21 protein-coding genes and 1 tRNA gene are annotated in these 19887 nt (G+C 60.6%); 8 read left to right on the forward strand and 14 right to left on the reverse strand.

The genetic code is table 11. The features are described 5' to 3' along the window. The first annotated feature begins 81 nt into the window (after positions 1 to 81). A complete protein-coding gene (locus ISN39_RS04385) occupies positions 82 to 318 on the forward strand; it encodes a hypothetical protein (protein WP_194729302.1) in 237 nt (78 codons plus the stop codon). An 89-nt stretch (positions 319 to 407) separates the two neighbouring features. On the opposite strand, the gene ISN39_RS04390 is transcribed toward ISN39_RS04385, so the two are convergent. Beyond that, positions 408 to 746: a DUF2147 domain-containing protein gene (locus tag ISN39_RS04390; protein ID WP_194729303.1), complete on the reverse strand. Its 339-nt coding sequence runs from the start codon at positions 744 to 746 to the stop codon at positions 408 to 410. A 441-nt stretch (positions 747 to 1187) separates the two neighbouring features. Here ISN39_RS04390 and ISN39_RS04395 point away from each other — a divergent pair, with 441 nt between their 5' ends. Further along, on the forward strand, positions 1188 to 1454 hold the full coding sequence (locus tag ISN39_RS04395) for a sel1 repeat family protein (RefSeq protein ID WP_022714612.1): 267 nt from the start codon (positions 1188 to 1190) through the stop codon (positions 1452 to 1454). A 140-nt stretch (positions 1455 to 1594) separates the two neighbouring features. Here the strand turns inward: ISN39_RS04395 and ISN39_RS04400 are convergent, their stop codons facing one another. Continuing rightward, on the reverse strand, positions 1595 to 2707 hold the full coding sequence (locus tag ISN39_RS04400; RefSeq protein ID WP_194729304.1) for a pyridoxal phosphate-dependent aminotransferase: 1113 nt from the start codon (positions 2705 to 2707) through the stop codon (positions 1595 to 1597). Between the two features lie 91 nt (positions 2708 to 2798). Beyond that, positions 2799 to 3206, reverse strand: a complete 408-nt coding sequence (locus ISN39_RS04405) for a pilus protein PilZ (protein ID WP_022714614.1) — start codon at positions 3204 to 3206, stop codon at positions 2799 to 2801. Between the two features lie 270 nt (positions 3207 to 3476). On the opposite strand from ISN39_RS04405, the gene ISN39_RS04410 reads away from it, so the two are divergent. Next, positions 3477 to 3923 carry a host attachment family protein gene (locus tag ISN39_RS04410; RefSeq protein ID WP_022714615.1) on the forward strand — a complete coding sequence of 149 codons (447 nt, stop codon included), beginning with the start codon at positions 3477 to 3479 and terminating at the stop codon, positions 3921 to 3923. A 45-nt stretch (positions 3924 to 3968) separates the two neighbouring features. Here ISN39_RS04410 and ISN39_RS04415 read toward each other — a convergent pair whose 3' ends face one another. Next, entirely contained in the window at positions 3969 to 4835 is an 867-nt protein-coding gene (locus ISN39_RS04415) for a LysR family transcriptional regulator (RefSeq protein WP_074067131.1), read from the reverse strand. Positions 4836 to 5111: 276 nt separating this feature from the next. Continuing rightward, the gene (locus ISN39_RS04420; RefSeq protein WP_074067133.1) at positions 5112 to 5462 is read right to left on the reverse strand and encodes a hypothetical protein; all 351 of its coding nucleotides are present in this window, start codon (positions 5460 to 5462) and stop codon (positions 5112 to 5114) included. A gap of 337 nt (positions 5463 to 5799) precedes the next feature. On the opposite strand from ISN39_RS04420, the gene ISN39_RS04425 reads away from it, so the two are divergent. Continuing rightward, positions 5800 to 6234, forward strand: coding sequence for a glyoxalase superfamily protein (locus ISN39_RS04425; RefSeq protein WP_194729305.1), 435 nt, complete (start codon positions 5800 to 5802; stop codon positions 6232 to 6234). A gap of 20 nt (positions 6235 to 6254) precedes the next feature. Here the strand turns inward: ISN39_RS04425 and ISN39_RS04430 are convergent, their stop codons facing one another. The 8 genes from ISN39_RS04430 to ISN39_RS04465 form a co-directional block, all read right to left on the reverse strand. Next, on the reverse strand, positions 6255 to 6416 hold the full coding sequence (locus ISN39_RS04430; RefSeq protein WP_194729306.1) for a hypothetical protein: 162 nt from the start codon (positions 6414 to 6416) through the stop codon (positions 6255 to 6257). Between the two features lie 102 nt (positions 6417 to 6518). Continuing rightward, entirely contained in the window at positions 6519 to 7349 is an 831-nt protein-coding gene (locus ISN39_RS04435) for a helix-turn-helix domain-containing protein (protein WP_194729307.1), read from the reverse strand. Between the two features lie 61 nt (positions 7350 to 7410). Then, the gene (locus ISN39_RS04440) at positions 7411 to 7623 is read right to left on the reverse strand and encodes a DUF1127 domain-containing protein (RefSeq protein WP_194729308.1); all 213 of its coding nucleotides are present in this window, start codon (positions 7621 to 7623) and stop codon (positions 7411 to 7413) included. Positions 7624 to 7714: 91 nt separating this feature from the next. Beyond that, positions 7715 to 8512, reverse strand: coding sequence for a 5-deoxy-glucuronate isomerase (gene iolB, locus ISN39_RS04445; RefSeq protein ID WP_194729309.1), 798 nt, complete (start codon positions 8510 to 8512; stop codon positions 7715 to 7717). A gap of 39 nt (positions 8513 to 8551) precedes the next feature. Next, entirely contained in the window at positions 8552 to 9451 is a 900-nt protein-coding gene (gene iolE / locus ISN39_RS04450; RefSeq protein WP_194730103.1) for a myo-inosose-2 dehydratase, read from the reverse strand. A gap of 21 nt (positions 9452 to 9472) precedes the next feature. Beyond that, positions 9473 to 11317: a 3D-(3,5/4)-trihydroxycyclohexane-1,2-dione acylhydrolase (decyclizing) gene (gene iolD, locus ISN39_RS04455; RefSeq protein WP_194729310.1), complete on the reverse strand. Its 1845-nt coding sequence runs from the start codon at positions 11315 to 11317 to the stop codon at positions 9473 to 9475. A gap of 24 nt (positions 11318 to 11341) precedes the next feature. After that, entirely contained in the window at positions 11342 to 13276 is a 1935-nt protein-coding gene (gene iolC / locus ISN39_RS04460; RefSeq protein WP_194729311.1) for a 5-dehydro-2-deoxygluconokinase, read from the reverse strand. Between the two features lie 92 nt (positions 13277 to 13368). Continuing rightward, entirely contained in the window at positions 13369 to 14241 is an 873-nt protein-coding gene (locus ISN39_RS04465) for a MurR/RpiR family transcriptional regulator (protein ID WP_074067140.1), read from the reverse strand. Positions 14242 to 14450: 209 nt separating this feature from the next. Here ISN39_RS04465 and ISN39_RS04470 point away from each other — a divergent pair, with 209 nt between their 5' ends. From ISN39_RS04470 to ISN39_RS04485, 4 genes are all read left to right on the forward strand, one after another. Next, positions 14451 to 15566 (forward strand): Gfo/Idh/MocA family oxidoreductase, encoded by a 1116-nt coding sequence (locus tag ISN39_RS04470; protein ID WP_194729312.1) that lies wholly within the window; start codon positions 14451 to 14453, stop codon positions 15564 to 15566. 85 nt (positions 15567 to 15651) lie between these two features. After that, on the forward strand, positions 15652 to 16869 hold the full coding sequence (locus tag ISN39_RS04475) for an FAD-dependent oxidoreductase (RefSeq protein WP_074067142.1): 1218 nt from the start codon (positions 15652 to 15654) through the stop codon (positions 16867 to 16869). A gap of 83 nt (positions 16870 to 16952) precedes the next feature. Then, positions 16953 to 17043, forward strand: a tRNA-Ser gene (locus ISN39_RS04480). Between the two features lie 762 nt (positions 17044 to 17805). After that, positions 17806 to 18882: a porin gene (locus ISN39_RS04485; RefSeq protein WP_194729313.1), complete on the forward strand. Its 1077-nt coding sequence runs from the start codon at positions 17806 to 17808 to the stop codon at positions 18880 to 18882. Positions 18883 to 18980: 98 nt separating this feature from the next. Here ISN39_RS04485 and ISN39_RS04490 read toward each other — a convergent pair whose 3' ends face one another. Continuing rightward, a complete protein-coding gene (locus ISN39_RS04490) occupies positions 18981 to 19874 on the reverse strand; it encodes an alpha/beta hydrolase (RefSeq protein ID WP_194729314.1) in 894 nt (297 codons plus the stop codon). Positions 19875 to 19887 lie beyond the last annotated feature (13 nt).

Consider the following 19887-nt stretch of genomic DNA (forward strand, 5'->3'; position numbering starts at 1 on the left):
GGATTTCGATTGTTGCAGAAGGTCGCTTGGCAATGTTGCAAAAGTCAAAGGCTGCAACAGTTCCTCAACTTGTGAAGCGAAATGATGCCGGCTATCGACACGAAGTTAAAAATCGCTCTTCCCGAAATTGCCGATGATCGGTTGTTTTTCAGGGAGACGGCGTTCATCCATGTTGCGCGCGTTGTTCAGTCTGCCTTGGTTACTGGACAACGCTTTGACGGTGTCGCAACACCCCGCAGCCGCATCCTCTGGCATCTTGAGTCATCGATTTTTGCATGCGGGCACGCTGGCGTTGGCCCGGCATTTCTTCGGCCCTGACGACCAGGCTCGCGAGACTTCACGAGCGTTGGCCCAATAGCACCTCCTTGGAAGCCGATCCCGTGCAGTTTTTGCGGCCGCTTTTGATTCTAAAGCCGCGTCCAGGTCTGCGACTTGCAGAGTACCTTAAGCACGCAGCCCTTCATCTTTAACGAATTGCCGGAGAGGCTTCCCGAGCCGCTGTAGGTCTTGTCGTTTTTAGGGTCGGTGATCTCGCCGTTATAGGTGCCGCCGGTGCCGGCAAGTGTCCCGATCTTCTTGCCCGCGAATTTGCCGGTTTTCAGCGTCACGCAGTAGCTGCCGCCGCAAGAAGCGATTTGGGCGGTTTCGCCCGAGGCCGTCTTCCAGTTGCCGACGATCGGCTCCTCCGCGCAAGCAAGGCTGGCTGAAAGCGCCATGGCGCCGGCGAGAATAAGTGTACGGATCATCCTTTCCTCCCTGATGTCCTGAGCGCGGCGAAATTAACTGACGCGAACGTAAAGGTAAACAGGCGACAATCGTGAAATTTCGCTGATTTCCAAGGTGCTTTTTCGCAAAATTGTTTCCAGCCAGCTTTTTGCGGACTGATTTCGTGGTGAACGAAAGGTTGATTTTCAAACGTGAATCTTTCGTAAAATTGTCCGGAAAGTCCTTAATGCGCAGGGACTCCGATGTTTAACGAAAACCCAATTTTACCAAGCGTTTGCACTTTGTTTGTCTCAAATTAATCATGCATTTTAGGCGTTTTTTGAAAGCGTCCCGGCATAGTGGAGCTATCAAACGAGCGGGGCAAACCCGCCGGACCGAAGGGACCGAAAGCTGCGATAGACGGCAGGGCCTGGAAGGTAAAACAGGGCAAGTCGATAACAGACTAAACAGGGATTAAACCGATGGCACGCTTTGAAATGCACAATGCTGAAATGGCCACCATGGGTGGCGACAACAACGCCGATATCTTCTGCGAAATGGGCCTGATGTATGCAACGGGCCGCGGCTGCGACGTTGATCTCGTCGCCGCGCACAAGTGGTTGAACATCGCCGCGATCAAGGGCAACGACCGTGCTGCCGAACTTCGCGCCGATGTCGCCGCCACGATGGACAAGATGCAGCTCGCCGCGGCACTCCGCGCCGCCCGTGAGTGGATGACGGTCCACTGAGACCGTCTCCGGCGCGAAGGAACAATTGAGAGAAATAACAACCTCAAAAGAGGGGACTGGCGGGGCGCCTTGGACGGGGCCGGGGCCGGGAGAACGGAAACCGCGACCGGCAGGTAACAAGGCCGGCGCGGTCTTTCCATTTAGTCCAGCAAGCGGAGAACCTTGGGCAGCGCTTCCTCGAAGCGGGCCATATCCCGCTCCGGCCCGACGCTGACGCGGACGCAGCGGTTGAGCGGCGCGACACCCGGCATGCGGATGAAGACGCCGTGCTGCATCAGCCCGTCGACGATTGAGCGGGCATAGGTACCGTCGCGTCCGGCGTCGATTGCGACGAAGTTCGTGGCCGACGGCAGCGGCGAAAGCTGGTTGGCGCGGGCGATCGAGGCGATGCGTTCGCGCGCGGCATGGATATTGCCGACGACCTCGGCGAGATAGGCCTGATCCTTGAGCGCGGCAAGTGCAGCCGCCGTCGCCAGCCGGTTCATGCCGAAATGGTTCCTGATCTTGTCGAAGGCCAGCGCCGTGCCGGGCGTCGAGATGGCATAGCCGACGCGTGCCCCGGCGAGACCATAGGCCTTCGAGAAGGTACGGGTGCGCACGACGTTCGGCAGGCCGATCAGCGCCTCGATCGAGGGAAGTGAGCCGGCAGGGCCGGTTTCGCTATAGGCCTCGTCGAGCACCAGCAGGCAGGTTTCCGGAAGGGCGCGGGCGAAGGCGACGATCCTGTCGGCATCCCACCAGCTTCCCATCGGATTGTCCGGATTGGCGAAGTAAACGAGCGGGGCGCTTTCGCGCTTCACCGCATCGAGCAGGCCGGAGAGATCCTCGCGGTCGTTGACGTAGGGCACTGTCACCAGCCGTCCGCCGAAGCCTGCGACGTGGAAATTGAAGGTCGGATAGCCACCGAGCGACGTGACGACCGGCATTCCCGGTTCGATCACCATGCGGACGATCTGGCCGAGGAGTTCGTCGATGCCGCCGCCGATCGCGATATTGGCAGCCGTCACGCCGAGATGAGCAGCCAGCGCCTCGCGGAGATCGAAGTTCTCCGGATCGTTGTATTTCCAGATATCGCCGGCCTGCTCGCGCATCGCGGCAAGCACGGAGGGCGCGGGGCCGAAGCCGTTTTCGTTGGCGCCGATGCGGGCCTCGACCTTGAGGCCGCGCTGGCGCTCGATGGCCTCGGGGCCGACAAAGGGAACGGTGGAAGGAAGGACGCTGACCAGCGGCGTGAAGCGCGAGAAGGCGGACATCGAAATGCAGGTTCCAGGGATGATAAAATCGCGCCAACAATAGGCGCTGCCATCCTCATGGCAAGGAAGATTATTCTATCGCGCGCGTAGCTTACGGTCTGCTTTCGATACGCGGTGCGCGATACGCTTCGATCGCTTCGAGATTGCCGGCCATGAAGTCGGCGCGCACGACGCGCCGAAGCACTTCGGGGTCCAGCGTGTTGATGAAGCGGACACCGATGCGCTCGTTGTTGCGGTGCACCTCCGCGCAGCCGATGCGATAGGCAAGGCCGAGAATGTTGAGATAGTAGTGTTTCGGCAGCCCGGCCGCCGACGAGACGACGAAGGTGGCGCCGCCGCGGGAAATATCCAGGATCTCCGCGCTTCGAAGCGAGATGCCGGTCAGGCACGGGCGGACGGCGACGATGCGGGCCGGGCGCCGCACGTTGAACTGTTCCCAGCGTACGTCGTAAACTTCCGATCTGACCGTAGCAAGGTGGGTTGCTCGGAGCATGGACATGACGCGGCTCTCCCTGGGCCAAGCTCATCCTGGCCCTGTTGTCGCATAGCGTTACATGAATGTTTTTCGCATTCGTCAAACGGATCGAGATAATTTTAATGAAAGCTAATTTTGTTTTAAGTGCACAGGCCTGATTTCGTTCGTTCAGGCATCGGATCACCTCTCCGAATCGATTTATGCGTGGACCCTCCGAACTCTTTCAATTACTGTACGTTTTGCCTCTGTCGATGAAGCATTTCGCTTCGAATTATCATTTAAGAGGAAACGAAAATGGCTGACATCAAAGTGCCGTGGGAATCATGGGTCGTGGTCTGTGATGGTGCGAAGGCTTTGATCATGCGCAATGCAGGCAATGCGCTTCTCATGAACCTGCAGGTGCATGAAACGCTGAGCCAACCAAGCGAGCCTACCCGCGAACTCGGCACCGATAAGCCAGGACGGGCCCATGCTCCTGACGGCACGAGCGGCAGCGCCATGGAGCAAACAGACTGGCAGGAGCAGGCGGAAGCCGATTTTTTGAGGCGGATCGCCGCGAAGTTGGATAAGCTGGTCCGTGAAAGGAACGGTAGCCGCATCATCCTGGTTGCGCCGCCCAAGGCGCTCGGTACTTTGAGACCGAACCTGAGCGCCGAAGCCCAGGCAGCCATCTCCGCGGAAGTCCCCAAGGATTATACCAACATGCCGGTCGATGAGATCGAGCGCCGCCTGGCTGCCTGATCGTATCACCGGAAGAAGAGCGCGGGCAAAAGGCTCGCGCTTTTTTCATCCACCGCTCTTTCGCCCTGCAAACAAATCCTCGCTCTCGCCGAAAAGCGCCGCAAGCCTGTCGATGACCGTGCGCACCTCCGGACGCTGGCGCTCGTCGTCATGCGCCGTGATCCACATGTCATAGGTGAGCGGCTCGATGATCGGTCCGGCGCGCGTCAGGCCGGGCTCAGCATCGCCTATGAAGCATGGCAGCACGCCGCGGCCGGCGCCGCCGCGGATCAGGTGGAAGAGCATATGTGGCGTGTTCGTCCAGCCGGTGATCCAATAGTCCGGCTGCTCGAAGGTCCATTTGTCCGCCGGTGTGATCGCGATGTCGGTGCCCAGCGAAATCCAGTTGCGGTTGTCATCGTCGAAGCTTGCCGCCTGGTAGGCGGCGTGCGCTACCGTTACCGAACGCCGGATCGCGATATTGCCGTTTTCCGGACGGCTGTGCCGGATGGCGATATGCGCTTCGCGATAGGTGAAATCGACGCCCGCGTCGCAGGTCTTGTAGCACATGCGGAACCGGTCTTTCGGCGTCCAGATTCTTGCCAAGTGGTCGGCGATGAAACGCGACGTCCAGCTGTCGGCAGCCGTCGAAACGATCGGCAGGGTCAGCACTTCGCCGCGCCAGTCGGAGATCGACTGCGCGGCCTCCTGCATCAGGCGCACGCGCTCCAGAAGCGCCGTGCCGTCCTTTGCCAGAAGATAGCCGGTTGGCCCACGTGTGAAGAGCGCGCGGCCCGTAGCGCGCTCGAGCGCTAGCATGCGCCGGCCGATTGTCGGCGCGCTGAGGCCGGTCTTTGACGCAGCCGCCGACAGTCCTCCGGCGGTCGCAACATGGAAGAAGAGTTGAAGATCGTCCCAGTTCGCGTCTTTCATTTTTGAAAACCCCCTTTCTTCCGCAGGCTCTACATTCGGCTGCGGCGAAGGCCTAGTTCAAGTGCTCCAACAGATAGATGGAGAACCTGACAATGCTTCTCAACTGGGCTGTTCTCTGGAACGAGCTGGAGACAAGAAACAGAAGCCGCCGCCGCGATCCCCTGGCAGACCCGCTCGACGGGCCAGAATGGGACGGCCTGCGGTGGCTCCTGCCGTTGATCGTGTGGTTTGCCGCGCGCGACAGTGCCCGCCCTCCCGACCGGGCAGCAAGGCGCGTCAGACGTCCGCTTCGAAGCTCAGGCGCAGCACATGGTGCAGGAATTCGGCATTGATCAGCATGTTGAAGCTGATCGTCACAAGCTCGCCTTCGCGTTTGACGACCGTCGAACCGATCTCGTCTCGGATGCCGAGGATTTCCAGGAAGAAATGGTTCGGAACCTCGAGCGTCGGGCTCACTTCGAGGACGGCGCCGGCGAGATTGATGGTGCGGATTAGGCAGCGGACCTGCGTGCCGGTGCTGAGGTGATGGCCGACGAAAATGATCTTGCCGGGCCGGTCGAGCGAGAAATCCCGGTAGGATTTCTCCCGCTCGTTACTGTCGTCGTTGAGGTGCGTCTGAAAGGCCATTTCAGCCTCCGCTCGTTGTACGATTGAAAGGTAACGCATGAATGCTGACAGGTACTGAACCGGATCAATAGAATTTGAGCCTTATGCGTAGCTGGACGAAAAAACCCTTGATTTCGGCAATGGCGGAAGAGCCGCGCGGTCATTCTGGGGCAATTCTTGACAGAGCCGGCCGCTTCGCCCATATCAAGCGCCGGTTCGAGGCGCCGGCCGCTCGCGGATGAAAGTCCATGGTGAAGTCCTCGAAGTTCACGTCGCAGCCAATTGGTGCATGCTGACCGACGGCAATGCGAGCTCCCCTTTGCAGTCAAAATGGCATGCCTTCCGAAAGGCTCAGCACATGACGACCTATCTTACCAGCGATGAACTGAAGGCGCAGGCAAAGCGGCTTCGCCAGGCGATGGAAACACGCGGTACTGCGATTTCGCACAGTGCCGCGCTCGAACTCGTTGCCCAGCAACACGGCGTGCGCGATTGGAATACGCTTTCGGCTCTCGCAACGAAGCCGAACGCCGTTCCCATCGCCGCGCTCTCCGTCGGCTCGCACGTGCGCGGCCGCTACCTGAACCAGCCGTTTACCGGCAAGGTTCTGGCACTCGCAGAGACCGGCGGTGGGCTTCACAAGATCACCATCCATTTCGATGAACCGGTGGATGTCGTGACCTTCGAGAGCTTCTCCGCGTTCCGGCAGCGCATCAACGCGCAGATTGACACGAACGGCGTCTCGCCGCGGAAGACATCGAACGGCCAGCCGCATCTGGTACTCGATATCTAGCCGCGGCAGAGGTCCTGACCTCAGTTCTTGCCGGTCGTCGCTGCGGTTGCAGCGGCGTCGGCCTCCTTCAGCGCTGCGGCGCATTCTTCGCAGCAGACCTCGACAGTCTTGCCGCCGAGTTTGACGCTGATCGCCTCGGGACCGAGTTCGCAGTCGCAGGCAGCGCATGTGGTCTTCTTCATCGGATGATCCTCCGGTTGATCGTCCCGCAACCGGGACAGGATCATAAGATCATCAGGAGGGGCATCGGCGCTGTCGAAATCTTTAGCGATCGGCCCTGCGCTTCACCTCAGTCGCGCCAAGCGTTGAAATTCGGCGGGCGTCTGGCCGAAGGCCTGCTTGAAGGAGGCACTGAAGTGGCTGTGGCTCGAGAAGCCCAGATCGAGGCCGAGCGCGGTGAGATCCTCGTATTTTCCAAGAAGGTCAAGGGCGCGGGCAAGGCGCAGCCGCAGTTGATAGCGATAGAGCGGCGTCGCTTCCACCTGCTGGAAAACCTGGGTGAGATAGACGGGCGAGACGCCGACTTCCTTGGCGATCTCGGCCAGGGTCCAGCGGCGCGCGAGATCTGAAGAGAGCACGAGCTTTGCCCGGTCGACCAGCTTCTGCCGTCCGGCGCTGGCGCCTGCGGCATGCGAGGTGCGCTCGCCGAGCGAGCGGCGCACGAGTGTCAGCGCCAGTGTCTCGGCCTCAAGCGGCTCGGCTGCTTTCCGGTGTAGGCCATGGCGCAGCAGCGCAACCAGCGCCTGAGCGCGCGGATCGATCCGGCGGCGCTGGCGGCGGAAGGAGAGGAGTTCGCCTGCCTGCACCTGCTCCTTCGGCGCAAGCTCTGCAAGGACGGATTCGTCGATCGCCAGATCGATGCAGGCATCGCCGCCTTCGACCGGATGGCTGATCCGGTAACCCTGGCCGGCATTGAAGAACAGCATCTGGTTGGCTTCGGCCACCGCATCGTTGCGGCCGGCATGGCGCATGAAGACGCCGCGATAGGGGTAGACGAGGCTTGTCCTGTGGGCGCATTCCTCGCCGCTCTTGTGACGGCACTCCCCACTGCAGACGATGTCACGAATCGTCACGGTCTTCGTCTTCAAGAGCAGGGCGGTTGATATCTGCGGCATCGAGTCTTCCAGGTCCGATAGGCGGCGATACGGGGCCGGCCTGTTTGCACGGTATCACACCTCAGTAGCGTGAATAGACATGGACGTCGCTTTCGGTCTGGCCGCGCGAAAGACCGATATCCTTGAGCTGGTCGTCTGAAAGCTCGAGCAGGGCGTTGCGATTGCGCCGTTCGGCCATCCAGCGCGCTGCCGCGATGAGGATTGCAAGCAGCCACGCCTGCATCGCATGCGTGGAACGGAACCGTCGGGACGGGATGAAGCTTGAGCTGCGCATGGTGATCCTCCATCCCTTCTGATTGGATGGAGGCAGTGAACCACCTGCGCGGCTTTCGCGCTGTCAGATTATTTAGCGATCGAAGGCGGCGCTACGCCTTCAGCAGCCATTCGTGCTCGGGCGCATTGTGGAACTTCCAGATGCGCTTCGGACCGGCCATGACGTTGAGATAGTAAAGGTCGTAGCCGTGGCAGGCGGCACAGGGGTGGTAGCCCTTCGGCACCAGCGTCACGTCGCCGTCTTCCAGCACCATCACCTCGTCCAGCGAGCGGTCATCGGTGTAGACGCGCTGGAAGCCGAAGCCCTGGGGCGGGTTCAGGCGGTGGTAATAGGTCTCTTCGAGGAAGCTTTCGTTCGGCAGGTTGTCCTGGTCGTGCTTGTGCGGCGGATAGGAAGACGTATGGCCGCCCGGCGTGATGACTTCGACGACCAGCAACGAATGCGCCGAGCTGTCGTCCTCCGGCATGATGTTGTTGACGTAGCGGACATTCGTGCCCTTGCCGCGCGTGAGTGCCGGATGCGTGCCCGGCGGGATGGCTTTCGCCTCGTAGGTGCCGCCGCCCGGGCCTGAGCAGACGGCGAGTTCCAGATCGGTCTCGGCCGTCACAGACCAGGTCGATTCCATCGGGATATAAAGCGCATGCGGGCTGCCCTCAAAGGGGCTCATGCGCTCGCCGAGCGTACCGAATTCCTTGGTACCGGCCTTCGCCTTGCCCTTGCCGCTCACCCAGACGAGGCAGACCTCGCGGTCGCCGGTCTCGCCGGACGCAGTTTCGCCCGGCTTCAGCCGGTGGAGGTCGAAGCCCACATAGGTCCAGCCGGCATTCTCCGGTGTGACATGGGTGACGCGGCCGTTCGTGCCGTTCGGCTTGACCTTGAGATTGGGCATGGTGGTTTCTCCTTGTAAGCTGTGGGGGGGCCAGTCAACTCAGCCCTTGTCCAACCCAGCTTCCTTCGCAAAACCCTTCAGTGCCTTCAGCCCCATCGACTGATACTCGAACGGATTGCGCTTGAGCGGGTCCTGCTCGGCTTCGATAACCAGCCAGCCCTCGTAACCGTGTTCGGCGGCGACCCTAAGGACCGGCAGGAAATCGACGCCGCCCTCCTTGTCGCCGGGGACCGTAAAGACGCCGCGGCGCACGCCTTCGAGGAAGGAGAGCTTGTCACCCTCGACCTGATCGCGGATTTTTGGGCGGACGTTCTTCGCGTGGATATGGCGGACGCGGTGCATGTACTTCTTCGCGACGTCCACGGGATCGCTGCCGCCGAACCAGGCATGTCCCGTGTCGAGCAGCAGCTTCGTTGCCGGTCCGGTATTGTCCATCAGCTTGTCGATCTCGGCGCCTGTCTGCACGACCGTGCCCATATGGTGATGATAGACGAGATCGATCCCCTGATCCGCGCAATATTGCGCGATCGCCTCGATATCGGCGCCGAACTTCTTCCACTGATCGTCGGCGAGAGCCGGCTTGTCGGTGAGAGCTTTGCTGTCGTTGCCGTGGATGGCGTTCGACGTTTCGCAGACGATGCACACCTTGCAATCATTGGCCTTGAGCATGTCGAGATGCGGCTGGATCGCTTGTTTCTCGTCCTCGACACTGTGGTCGAGCAGGTTCAGCGAGTGCCAGCCGGATACGAAGACGAGCTTGTGCGCGGCGAGCACTTTCTTCAGTTCGTGGCCGTCGGACGGCATCTTGTGGCCCTTCTCGATGCCGTCGAAGCCGATCTTCTCGCAATCGCTGAGGCAGTCCTCGAGCGTCAAATGCGCGCCGATCGTGCGGTCGTCGTCATTGCTCCAGGCGATGGGGTTGGTCCCGTAGCGGATCATCATTGTCTCCGGATATGTGATTTAGCGTTGATGCTTGCGCGCTTCGACATAGTTCTTGCGCGCCTTGTTGACCTGTTCGCGCGGGCTGACCTCAGGAACGGCGACATCCCACCAGTGACCGCCGGCTTCTGTCGTGATCAGCGGGTCGGTATCGATGACGAAGACCGAGGTACGGTCGTTCTTCTTCGAATCGGCAATCGCCCTCTCCAGTTCGGCAATCGAAGAAACCTTGACCGCGATGGCGCCCATGCTCTCGGCATGCGCCCGGAAGTCGATTTCCGGCATCACCTGGTGGTAGGAGTCCTTCAGCAGGTTGTTGAAGTTCGCACCGCCCGTTTCCATCTGCAGGCGGTTGATGCAGCCGTAGCCGCGGTTGTCGAGCAGGACGACGTTCACCTTGATGCCCATCATCACCGAGGTTGCGAGCTCGGAGTTCAGCATCATATAGGAGCCGTCACCGACGAGAACGAAAACCTCCTTATCGGGGTTCGCCATCTTGGTGCCGAGGCCGCCGGCGACCTCGTAACCCATGCAGGAGAAGCCGTATTCCATGTGGTAGCTGCCGGGGGCTGTTGCTGGCCACAGCTTGTGCATCTCGCCCGGCAGGCCGCCTGCGGCGCAAAGGCCGATCGCCTTTTCCAGTTCGATCGAGCGCGTCACCGCGCCGATCACCTGCGCATCCGAGGGCAGGGCGGCATTGGTGGAAGCCATCGCCTTGTTGGCAGCATCCATCCAGATGTTCTTTTCCGTCGTCGCCCTTTCCGTGAGTGCCGCCGGTGCCTTCCAGCCGCCAAGCCCTTTCGACAGCGCCTTCAGGCCTTCGCGGGCGTCGGCGATCAGCGGCTGACCGTCATGCTTGTGGGCATCGTAGGCGGCGATGTTGAGGCCGAGGATCTTCAGCTTGTCGTTCTTGAACAGCGCCCAGGAGCCGGTCGTGAAGTCCTGGCAGCGGGTGCCGATGGCGATGATGAGATCGGTTTCCTCGGCAATGGCGTTGGCAGCCGAAGTGCCGGTGACGCCGACGGAGCCAAGCGCCAGAGGGTGGCGCTCGTCGATCGAGGATTTGCCGGCCTGGCTGACGACGACGGGAATGCCGTGGGCCTCGACGAAGGCTTTAAGTTCCTGCGTCGCCTGTGAATAGAGCACGCCGCCGCCGGAGATGATCACCGGCTTTTCGGCGGATTTGATCAGCGTGATCGCAGAGGTCAGTTCATCGGCGTCCGGCTGCGGACGGCGGATCGTCCAGACCTTTTCTTCGAAGAGGCTCTCCGGATAGTCGAAGGCTTCCGCCTGGACGTCTTGGCAGAGGGAAAGCGTCACCGGGCCGCAGTCCAGCGGATCGGTCAAGACCTGCATGGCGCGCTTCAGCGCCGTGATGATCTGCTCGGGGCGGGTAATGCGGTCGAAGTAGCGCGAGACCGCGCGAAAGGCGTCGTTGGCCGAAACCGTGCCGTCGCCCCAGTCCTCGATCTGCTGCAGCACCGGATCGGGCGCGCGGTTGGCGAAGACATCGCCCGGCAGGAAGAGCACCGGGATGCGGTTGACATGTGCGACGCCGGCCGCCGTCACCATATTCAATGCGCCGGGGCCGATCGAGGTCGTGCAGGCCATGAACCGCTGGCGGAAGCTTGCTTTTGCATAGGCGATCGCCGCATGCGCCATGCCCTGTTCGTTATGTGCGCGATAGGTCGGCAGCTCGCCGCGCACCTGATAGAGCGCTTCGCCGATGCCGGCGACATTGCCGTGGCCGAAGATCGCCCAGACGCCACCGAAGATCGGCACCTTCTTGCCGTCGACGACAGTCATCTGCTTCTTCAGGAAATGCGCAACCGCCTGCGCCATCGTCAATCGGATCGTCTTGCCCATCGGGCACCTCCCAAATGCTCTTAATTAATGCAGGCCGCGGGTTTTCAACCAGGCCTCGGTCAGTCGGCGGAAGCGTCCGGCCATGTCGGCGATTGCTTCCTCGTCATTCATATTGCCGGAGAGCCAGGCGCGCGCCGCATCGGCAAAGATGGTGCGGCCGACGGCAAAGCCTTTTACCGAAGGGGCGGCAAGCGTTGCCTCGAAGCCCTTCACGAGCTCTTCGGCCGGCGCCTCCAGCCCGAGCAGCACGATACCGCGGCACCACGGATCGTTCTTGGCGATCACGGCGTCGATCTTCCTCCAGGCAGCCATCGAGGCCTGCGGCTCCAGCTTCCACCAGTCCGGCTTGATACCGAGCGCGTAAAGCTCTTCCATCGCCGTCGAGATCGTGTCGTCGGTCAGCGGGCCGTTCTTGCTGGCGATGATTTCCACCAGCAGTTCGCGGCCGACCTTGCGCGCGGCCTCGAAGAGTGTGCGCAGCTTCTCCTGCTGCTTGCTCTTTAGATCGGTCGGATCATCTGGATGATAGAAGCACAGGCACTTGATGCAGTGGTCGAGCGGCCATTCGACAAGCTGCGAGCCGATATCCTGGCTGAACTCGAAGCGCAGTGGCTTCGAACCCGGCAATTCGACCGGCCGTCCGATCCAAGAGAAATTCTTGCTCGCCGCATCGAAGAAGGCGTCACGGCCGAACCGCTCGTCGATCAGCATGCCGTAGCCGTCGCGGCCGCCGGCAACGCGCGCTGCCGCTTCGACGGCCAGCCGCTTGAAGGCGACGATCTTCTTGTAGTCGACGCCCAACTCGTCGCAAACGCTGGTGAGTTGCGACCGATGGTCGATGGCGAGCGCCATCAGCAGCGGAATATCGCCCTTGCGCGTCGAAGCCCAGTGAATGTGGTTGATCGCCTCGTCCTTGCGTAGCGCGCGGTGCTCGCTACCGTTCTTCAGGAAGAAATCGAGCTCCGCCCAGGTCGGATATTCCGGCGAGCAGAGCAGGCGGGAGACGGCAAAGGCGCCGCATGCATTGGCCCAGGTGGCGCAGGTCTTCAGCGGCTCGTCCTTCAGCCAGCCGCGCAGGAAGCCGGACATGAAGGCGTCGCCGGCGCCGAGCACGTTGAAGACCTCGATCGGGAAGCCCTGGCCGATGATGCCTGCTTCCAGATCGTCGGCAATCGGTCCGTCGTAGACGATGCATCCCATCGCGCCGCGCTTCAGCACGATCGTTGCCGGCGAGAGGCGGCGGATTTCCTTGAGCGCGCCGAGCACGTCATCCGCGCCGGAGGCGATCAGGATTTCCTCCTCGGTGCCGACGATGAGATCGCAATCCGGCAGCGTCTCCTTCATCTTCGAAGAGACGCGGTCGGACTTCACATAGCGCTCGAAGCCTTCGGCATGGCCGGCAAGCCCCCAGAGATTCGGCCGGTAGTCGATGTCGAAGATCACCTTGCGGCCATTGGCCTTGGCGATCCGGATCGCCTTTCGCTGCGCAGCCTCAGTGTTCGGTCGCGAGAAATGTGTGCCGGACACGAGAACCGCGCGTGACGACTGGATGAAGTCCTCGTCGATATCGCCTTCGTCGAGCGCCATGTCGGCGCAGTCCGAGCGATAGAAGATCATCGGCGAAACGCCTTCTGCTTCCACCGCAAGCAGCACGAGTGCCGTCAGCCGTTCGTTGTCTGTCCGGATACCCTTAGTTTCCACACCTTCGCGCGCCGACTGCTCGATGATGAAGCGGCCCATCTGTTCGTTGCCGACGCGGGTGATCAGGCCGGACTTGAGGCCGAGGCGCGCCGTGCCGATGGCGATATTGGCAGGGCAGCCGCCGACGGATTTGGCGAACGAGCCGATGTCCTCCAGCCGCGAACCGATCTGCTGGCCATAGAGATCGACGGAAGAGCGGCCGATGGTGATTACATCAAGAGACGGCTCGGGCTGCAGACCCGGATTCGAATGTGCCATGATGTCCTCCCGCTCGATTCCTGCAGGACCTTGCCGCCTGCAGATTTTGAGTAATGAAACATTGGTTCCGAGTTTTTGTCAATTCGGAATATTTATTCCATTTTCTCTTTTGCGGTTTTGGGATGGTGAAGTTTGCGCCGGCGCTCGGCGATCGCCACCGGCAGCGCCATCACCAGCGCCATGGAGGCGGAAAGCGAGCGGAAGCCGGCAAAGTCAGCTTCGGCAACCTCGAACCAGCAGGCGGCGCGGGCCGCAAGCGGCGAGAAAGCCGAATCGGTTATCGCGACGACCGGCACGCCGCGATCGGCCAACCCTTCAGCCTGGCTGAGGCTGTCGGCAGCGTAGGGCGAGAAGCTGGCGGCGATCGCCGCATCCTTCGGCGTTGCGAACTGCACCATCTCCGGATCGACCCCATTCGGCGAAGCGACGATCTGGTGGCGGATGCCAAGTTTCGAAAGGGCATATGTCATATGCGCCGTAAGCGGATAGGAGCGGCGTTTCGCTATAAGATATATGGTGTCTGCCGCCGCCAGGATATCGACGGCCCTGGTGAAGGTCTCCGTCTCGACGGTCGCCGCCATGCGGTTGATGGATTGGGTGGCCGCGGCGATGAACCCTGAAAGCAGATTGGCATCTTCGTCACCTTCGGATCGCTCCAGCGTGGCGAGGCGCTCCTCGTAGCTCAGCGTCCGGTCGCGCAGCCGCTCGCGGAAAATACTCTGGAGATCGGAGAAGCCTTCATAGCCGAGGTGACGGGCGAGCCGCACCAGCGTCGACGGCTGGACGTCCGAAGCCACCGCGATGCTCGCCGTCGTGCCGAAGGCAATCTCGTCCGGATTGCCGAGCGCAAAGGCGGCGACCTGGGCCAACCGCTTCGGCATGCTTGCCTTGCGCTCGATGATCGTGCTGCGCAGGCTTTCGAAATCGCGTGGCACGCGCACAAATCTCTTGGTGTCGTTATCCATGCAGGCGGTCCATAGGATGAAACAAATATTCCATATTCAAAAGCATAAATGATTTCGCTTTTCGATCCTAACGGTTTTTAATTCCCTCGAAATCAAGGGTTTTGAACAATATTCGACATCGCCTGACGCAAATGACGCATCCGTGCCGCCTTGTCAAAACGGTCCAAATATTCCAAAAATCACCGCGGACATGGAGGAGAGTACGGAAAATGAAACCACTCGGCATCGGTTTGATCGGCACCGGTTATATGGGCAAGTGCCACGCGCTGGCCTGGAATGCGGTGAAGGCTGTCTTCGGCGATGTCGAGCGTCCAAGGCTCGTGCATCTCGCCGAAGCCAACGCAGACCTCGCGAAATCGCGCGCCGCCGAATTCGGCTTCGAAAAGGCGACGGCCGACTGGAAAGCGCTGATTGCCGATCCGGACGTCGATGTCGTCTCCGTTACCACACCGAACCAGTTCCATGCCGAAATGGCAATTGCGGCGCTCGAGGCCGGAAAGCATGTGTGGTGCGAAAAGCCGATGGCTCCCGCCTATGCCGATGCGGAGCACATGCTGAAAGCGGCGAGGGCTTCCGGCAAGGTAGCCGTTCTTGGATACAACTATATCCAGAACCCGGTCATGCGGCACATCAAGACGCTGATCGGTGAGGCTGCGATCGGCGCTGTCAACCACATCCGCGTCGAGATGGATGAGGATTTCATGGCGGATCCGGACGGCCCCTTCTATTGGAAGAGTGAACTGTCTTCCGGTTACGGCGCGCTTGACGATTTCGCCGTGCATCCGCTCTCGCTGCTCTGGTATCTCTTCGGCCACGTCGAAGCGGTCATTACCGACATGGTGAAACCTTATGCCGACCGTCCGCTCATGGAAGGCGGTCGCCGTGCGGTCGAGAATCACGATGGCGCAAACATCCTGATGCGTCTTGGCGGCGGCATCTCCGCCGTACTGATGGCAAACCGTGCCGCCTGGGGCCGCAAGGGCCGCATCGCACTGCAGATTTTTGGATCGAAAGGATCGATCGCCTACGATCAGGAACGCATGAACGAATTCGAGCTCTATCAGGCCGAAGGCCGCGGCACCGAGCAGGGCTTCCGCAAGATCCTCGCAGCGCCCGCCCACCAGCCTTATGACCGCTTCATTCCCGCGCCTGGCCATGGCCTTAGCTTCAACGACCTGAAGATCATCGAGTGCCGCGAGCTGATCCGCGCCATTTCCGGTCAGCCGTCGTCCTTGGTCACGTTCGAAGACGGTCTCAGGATAGAGAGGTCGGTGCATGCCATGGCACAGTCCTTCCACGAGCGCCGCTGGATCGAGATCGGCTGACGGGCAAGATCGCTTCCTGTTGACGGCGCCAAGGGCGGGGGCTACGTCTCGCCTCTATAATAACGCTGCTTGTGGGAGTGGGATCGTGACGGACAGACTGGTAATCATCGGTGCGGGGCAGGCGGGCTTCGCGATGGCCGCAAAGCTGCGCGCGCTGCACGACACCCGCCCAATCACCATTATCGGCGCCGAGGACGTTCTGCCCTACCAGCGGCCGCCGCTTTCGAAGAAATACCTGCTCGGCGAGATGACCTTCGACCGCCTGCTGTTCCGCCCCGAGCACTGGTATCCGGACAATAATGTCGAAATCCGCCTCGCGACCTGGGTCGAGCAGATCGACCGCGACAAGAAACAGGTCGCGCTGCAGGACGGCTCGATCCTTGACTACGGCACGCTGGCGCTGACCACGGGTTCGGCGCCGCGCAGGCTGCCGGCAGCCGTCGGCGGCGACCTCGACGGCGTCTATGTCGCCCGCGACAAGCGCGATGCAGACCTTCTCGCCAACGAGATGCGGCCCGGCCGGCGCGTCCTTATTATAGGCGGCGGTTATATCGGTCTCGAAGCGGCAGCCGTTGCGCGCTATCGCGGCCTCGAAGTGACCGTTATCGAAATGGCCGACCGCATTCTCCAGCGCGTTGCCGCCAAGGAAACGGCCGATATCATCCGCGCGATCCACGAGAGCCATGATGTCGTGATCCGCGAAAAGACCGGGCTTAAGCGTCTCGTCGGCAGGGATGGGCATGTTTGCGGCGCTGAGCTCTCTGACGGCTCGGTGATCGAGATCGATTTCGCCATCGTCGGCATCGGCGTCGTGCCGAACGATCAACTGGCCAAGGAGGCCGGTCTTGACGTTGCGAACGGCATCCTCGTCAACGAATTCGCCCGCACCTCGGACACGTCGATCTTTGCCGCCGGCGATTGCGCCGTGCAGCCCTGGCAGGATGGGCGGATAAGACTAGAATCGGTGCAGAACGCCGTCGACCAGGCTGAAGCCGTCGCTGCGGTCATCGCCGGCGGCGACGCGCCCTATGACCCGAAGCCGTGGTTCTGGTCCGATCAGTATGACGTGAAGCTGCAGATCGCCGGCTTCAACCTCGGCTACGACGAAACCCTTTTGCGCCCCGGCGCCCGCGAAGGCGCGCATTCCGTCTGGTATTTCAGGAACGGCCAGTTCATCGCCGTCGACGCGATCAATGACGCAAAGGCCTATGTGACGGGCAAGAAGCTGCTGGAAACAAAAATCAATCCCGACAAGGCCGTGCTGGCAGACGCGGCCGCCGATCTCAAGCAGTTGCTGGCTTAAGATCACAGCATTGTTTTCTTCCCGGGTGGAAGCCGAAAAAGCGCTTGCTTCACCTGCCGAATGACTCTATCAGGGCTCCCACCGGAGAGGTGGCCGAGTGGTCGAAGGCGCTCCCCTGCTAAGGGAGTATACGTCAAAAGCGTATCGAGGGTTCGAATCCCTTCCTCTCCGCCACGAAACGTTTTGTCCATACCGCACACATAGGCAACGATCTTACCTAAGTGTAGTGCACCCCGATTTTGAGACAGAAAAATGGCAGCAGTTCTCTGTTAGGAGGACTGATGAGGACGGACGATCCTGGGCGGCGGTTCAGTCGCGAGTTTAAGCTGGCCGCGGTTCAGCGAATGGCTGCCGGGGCCAATGTCGCCGATCTCTCGGGCAATCACCCTATCTCTCGGGTCGGGGGAAAAATCATAAAATCGGTTTGTTCTGCCCTCGGCCGATACGCATCCCCTGAAATCGAATCCCTCCGCGCCAGAATCGGCTGAAGAGAATCAATTCTCACCCGGAAGTGATTCCTGCGGTGAAGCATCGTCAATTCGGATGCCCCCTCATGCACGGTCGCATTGCGGGGCTGTCATAAAAGCCGCCGAATCCGGCTGGAAATTGGTATCAATGCGGCACAGGATGCGTCGTGCCATACATGTGAGGCGATGCTAAACCCCTGCAAAACCGGCAGTTTCTTAACAAACCATAAAGAAATGCGGCGGCGCCTGCCCAACTTGTGGCCTTTCAGCAACAGGGCGGCGGTAAGGCTGATGCAAATACCACAAAGGAGTAAGTTGGTGATTGCGTGACAGGCGCGGTCTTGTATTTTCAACCTCGGAAGCGAGGGCGGTTGATCGTCCGACTTCTTGAAACATGGGGATGGGGCAGGGAACGCTGCTCAAGGCGAAAAATCCCAGACCCGATCGAAACTTTGAATTGGAGGTCACTATGAACATCAAGAGCCTTCTTCTCGGCTCCGCTGCTGCTCTCGCAGTAGTTTCCGGTGCTCAGGCCGCTGACGCTATCGTCGCTGCTGAGCCGGAACCGGTTGAATACGTTCGCGTCTGCGACGCTTACGGCACCGGCTACTTCTACATCCCGGGCACGGAAACCTGCCTGAAGATCGAAGGTTATATCCGCTTCCAGGTTGACTTTAGTTTTGGCGACATCGCTGACCAGACCTACGGCGGCGAAGATTGGTCCGCTCGTACGCGCGGTCAGGTTGCCTTCACGGCGAAGAGCGACACCGAGTATGGTCCGCTCACCGGCGTTATCGTTTACCAGGCAAACTTCCGCCCGAACGGTGAGGCCAATAGCCAGGATAGTCAGAACGACACGGTTATCGATGAAGCTTACATCGATCTCGCCGGCTTCCGCGTTGGTAAGTTCGTCAACTGGTGGGATAATGACTTCTCCGGTGAAACGGAATCCATCAACAACAACACCAACTTCAACGCGATCCGTTACCAGTACGACGCTGGCGACTTCTACGCAGGTATCGCTGTTGAAGAGCTGACCAACACCGGCCTGGAACTCCGTGACGGCGTGCTTGTGCCGGCTGATGGTGGCAACAACGTCGGTATCGACGCGGCTGTCGGCGGCAAGTTCGGTGCCGTTAGCTGGGAAGTTCTCGCCGGTTACGACATGGACCGTGAAGACGGCGCCGTCCGTGGTATCATCTACGCAGACATCGGCCCCGGCACGTTCGGCCTCGCCGGTATCTGGGCGAGCGGTGCGTCGGACTACTACGCCCAGGGCGAGTGGACTGTTGCTGCGCAGTACGCTGTCAAGGCAACCGACAAGTTCACCATCACCCCGGCCGTTCAGTACATCAGCGACATCGAATCCGACGATGAGGGCGAATTCGACGGCGGTAGCGAATGGCGCGCTGGTGTGACGCTCGACTACGAGATCGTCGAGAACCTGACGACGAAGGTGACTGTCAACTACATCAGCGAAGATTTCGACGATGGTGAAGATGTTGACGGCGTAACGGGCTTCTTCCGCCTGCAGCGTTCGTTCTAATCTGATCTGACTTCGGTCAAATCGGGAAGCCCGGCTTTCGAGCCGGGCTTTTTGCGTTGTGGGTGGTCTGCATCCGGAGGCTCGGAGACGCTCTGCCGTCAGTGATCGTTGAGAAAGCGACGGATTTCCTCTGCTACATCCTCTAGATGCAGCAGCGGCGCATGTCCCTGTTGTCCTGCTGTGAACTGCCGTGCTGCCGGATGCCGCCGCCGCATCTCTTCGACCGTTGCCTTTGACAGCAGTTTTGAAGTCTCGCCGCGGATAACCAGCAGCGGTATCGCCGCCATCGCGTCGAACGGCTTCCAAAGATCCGGCAGCGGCTTGCTGAAATCGGCAGCGATCACTGCCTCAGCGATGGCCGGATCGATATCCGTGACCAACCCATAATCGGTTTCGCGATAGATTGCGAAGGCCATGCCGCGCCAATCGCCGGCGGAAAGAGCGGGAAATTCCGCCTCGTGCAGTTCGCGAAGCAATCCGGCCGCATCGTCCCAGTCACGGGGCTTTCGCGGATTTGCAAGATAAGCTTGAATATGCCGAAGCCCTTCCAGTTCGAGCACCGGCCCGACATCGTTGAGCACGACGGATGCCAGCAGTTCCGGCTTCATCTCGGCGATGAGATGCAGGATGAGCCCGCCACGTGACGTTCCGATGAAGACGGCTTGCGTGATGCCTAAGGCGCCGCAGGCGGTCAGAACGTCGTTTGCTTCCACGCCGAGATTGTAATTCTGCTTGTTGTCGTCCCACGCCGAGCGGCCGCGTCCCCGATAGTCGAGCGCGACCACGCGTCTGGGGCGCTCCGGGTCCTTCGAAAGGATGAGCGCAAGCTGATGAAAATCGCGGGAATTGCGTGTCAGGCCGGGAAGGCAGATTACGGGCGGATAGACGGATGCCGACGGATTCCGGGCTCCATAGTCGCGGGCGTAGAGCTTGAGCCCGTCGACTGACAGGTATGTCGTCTCCTCGAAGCCTTCGGTGGTGTTTGAAAACATTGCGATTTCCCAA

The organism is Rhizobium sp. 007, from assembly GCF_015353075.1.
Classification (GTDB): domain Bacteria; phylum Pseudomonadota; class Alphaproteobacteria; order Rhizobiales; family Rhizobiaceae; genus Rhizobium.

Excerpts from the sequence above, each read along its gene's own strand:
- ISN39_RS04385 (WP_194729302.1), top strand. The coding sequence starts at position 82 with ATGATGCCGGCTATCGACACGAAGTTAAAAATCGCTCTTCCCGAAATT.
- ISN39_RS04390 (WP_194729303.1), bottom strand. The coding sequence starts at position 746 with ATGATCCGTACACTTATTCTCGCCGGCGCCATGGCGCTTTCAGCCAGC.
- ISN39_RS04395 (WP_022714612.1), top strand. The coding sequence starts at position 1,188 with ATGGCACGCTTTGAAATGCACAATGCTGAAATGGCCACCATGGGTGGC.
- ISN39_RS04400 (WP_194729304.1), bottom strand. The coding sequence starts at position 2,707 with ATGTCCGCCTTCTCGCGCTTCACGCCGCTGGTCAGCGTCCTTCCTTCC.
- ISN39_RS04405 (WP_022714614.1), bottom strand. The coding sequence starts at position 3,206 with ATGTCCATGCTCCGAGCAACCCACCTTGCTACGGTCAGATCGGAAGTT.
- ISN39_RS04410 (WP_022714615.1), top strand. The coding sequence starts at position 3,477 with ATGGCTGACATCAAAGTGCCGTGGGAATCATGGGTCGTGGTCTGTGAT.
- ISN39_RS04415 (WP_074067131.1), bottom strand. The coding sequence starts at position 4,835 with ATGAAAGACGCGAACTGGGACGATCTTCAACTCTTCTTCCATGTTGCG.
- ISN39_RS04420 (WP_074067133.1), bottom strand. The coding sequence starts at position 5,462 with ATGGCCTTTCAGACGCACCTCAACGACGACAGTAACGAGCGGGAGAAA.
- ISN39_RS04425 (WP_194729305.1), top strand. The coding sequence starts at position 5,800 with ATGACGACCTATCTTACCAGCGATGAACTGAAGGCGCAGGCAAAGCGG.
- ISN39_RS04430 (WP_194729306.1), bottom strand. The coding sequence starts at position 6,416 with ATGAAGAAGACCACATGCGCTGCCTGCGACTGCGAACTCGGTCCCGAG.
- ISN39_RS04435 (WP_194729307.1), bottom strand. The coding sequence starts at position 7,349 with ATGCCGCAGATATCAACCGCCCTGCTCTTGAAGACGAAGACCGTGACG.
- ISN39_RS04440 (WP_194729308.1), bottom strand. The coding sequence starts at position 7,623 with ATGCGCAGCTCAAGCTTCATCCCGTCCCGACGGTTCCGTTCCACGCAT.
- iolB (WP_194729309.1), bottom strand. The coding sequence starts at position 8,512 with ATGCCCAATCTCAAGGTCAAGCCGAACGGCACGAACGGCCGCGTCACC.
- iolE (WP_194730103.1), bottom strand. The coding sequence starts at position 9,451 with ATGATCCGCTACGGGACCAACCCCATCGCCTGGAGCAATGACGACGAC.
- iolD (WP_194729310.1), bottom strand. The coding sequence starts at position 11,317 with ATGGGCAAGACGATCCGATTGACGATGGCGCAGGCGGTTGCGCATTTC.
- iolC (WP_194729311.1), bottom strand. The coding sequence starts at position 13,276 with ATGGCACATTCGAATCCGGGTCTGCAGCCCGAGCCGTCTCTTGATGTA.
- ISN39_RS04465 (WP_074067140.1), bottom strand. The coding sequence starts at position 14,241 with ATGGATAACGACACCAAGAGATTTGTGCGCGTGCCACGCGATTTCGAA.
- ISN39_RS04470 (WP_194729312.1), top strand. The coding sequence starts at position 14,451 with ATGAAACCACTCGGCATCGGTTTGATCGGCACCGGTTATATGGGCAAG.
- ISN39_RS04485 (WP_194729313.1), top strand. The coding sequence starts at position 17,806 with ATGAACATCAAGAGCCTTCTTCTCGGCTCCGCTGCTGCTCTCGCAGTA.
- ISN39_RS04490 (WP_194729314.1), bottom strand. The coding sequence starts at position 19,874 with ATGTTTTCAAACACCACCGAAGGCTTCGAGGAGACGACATACCTGTCA.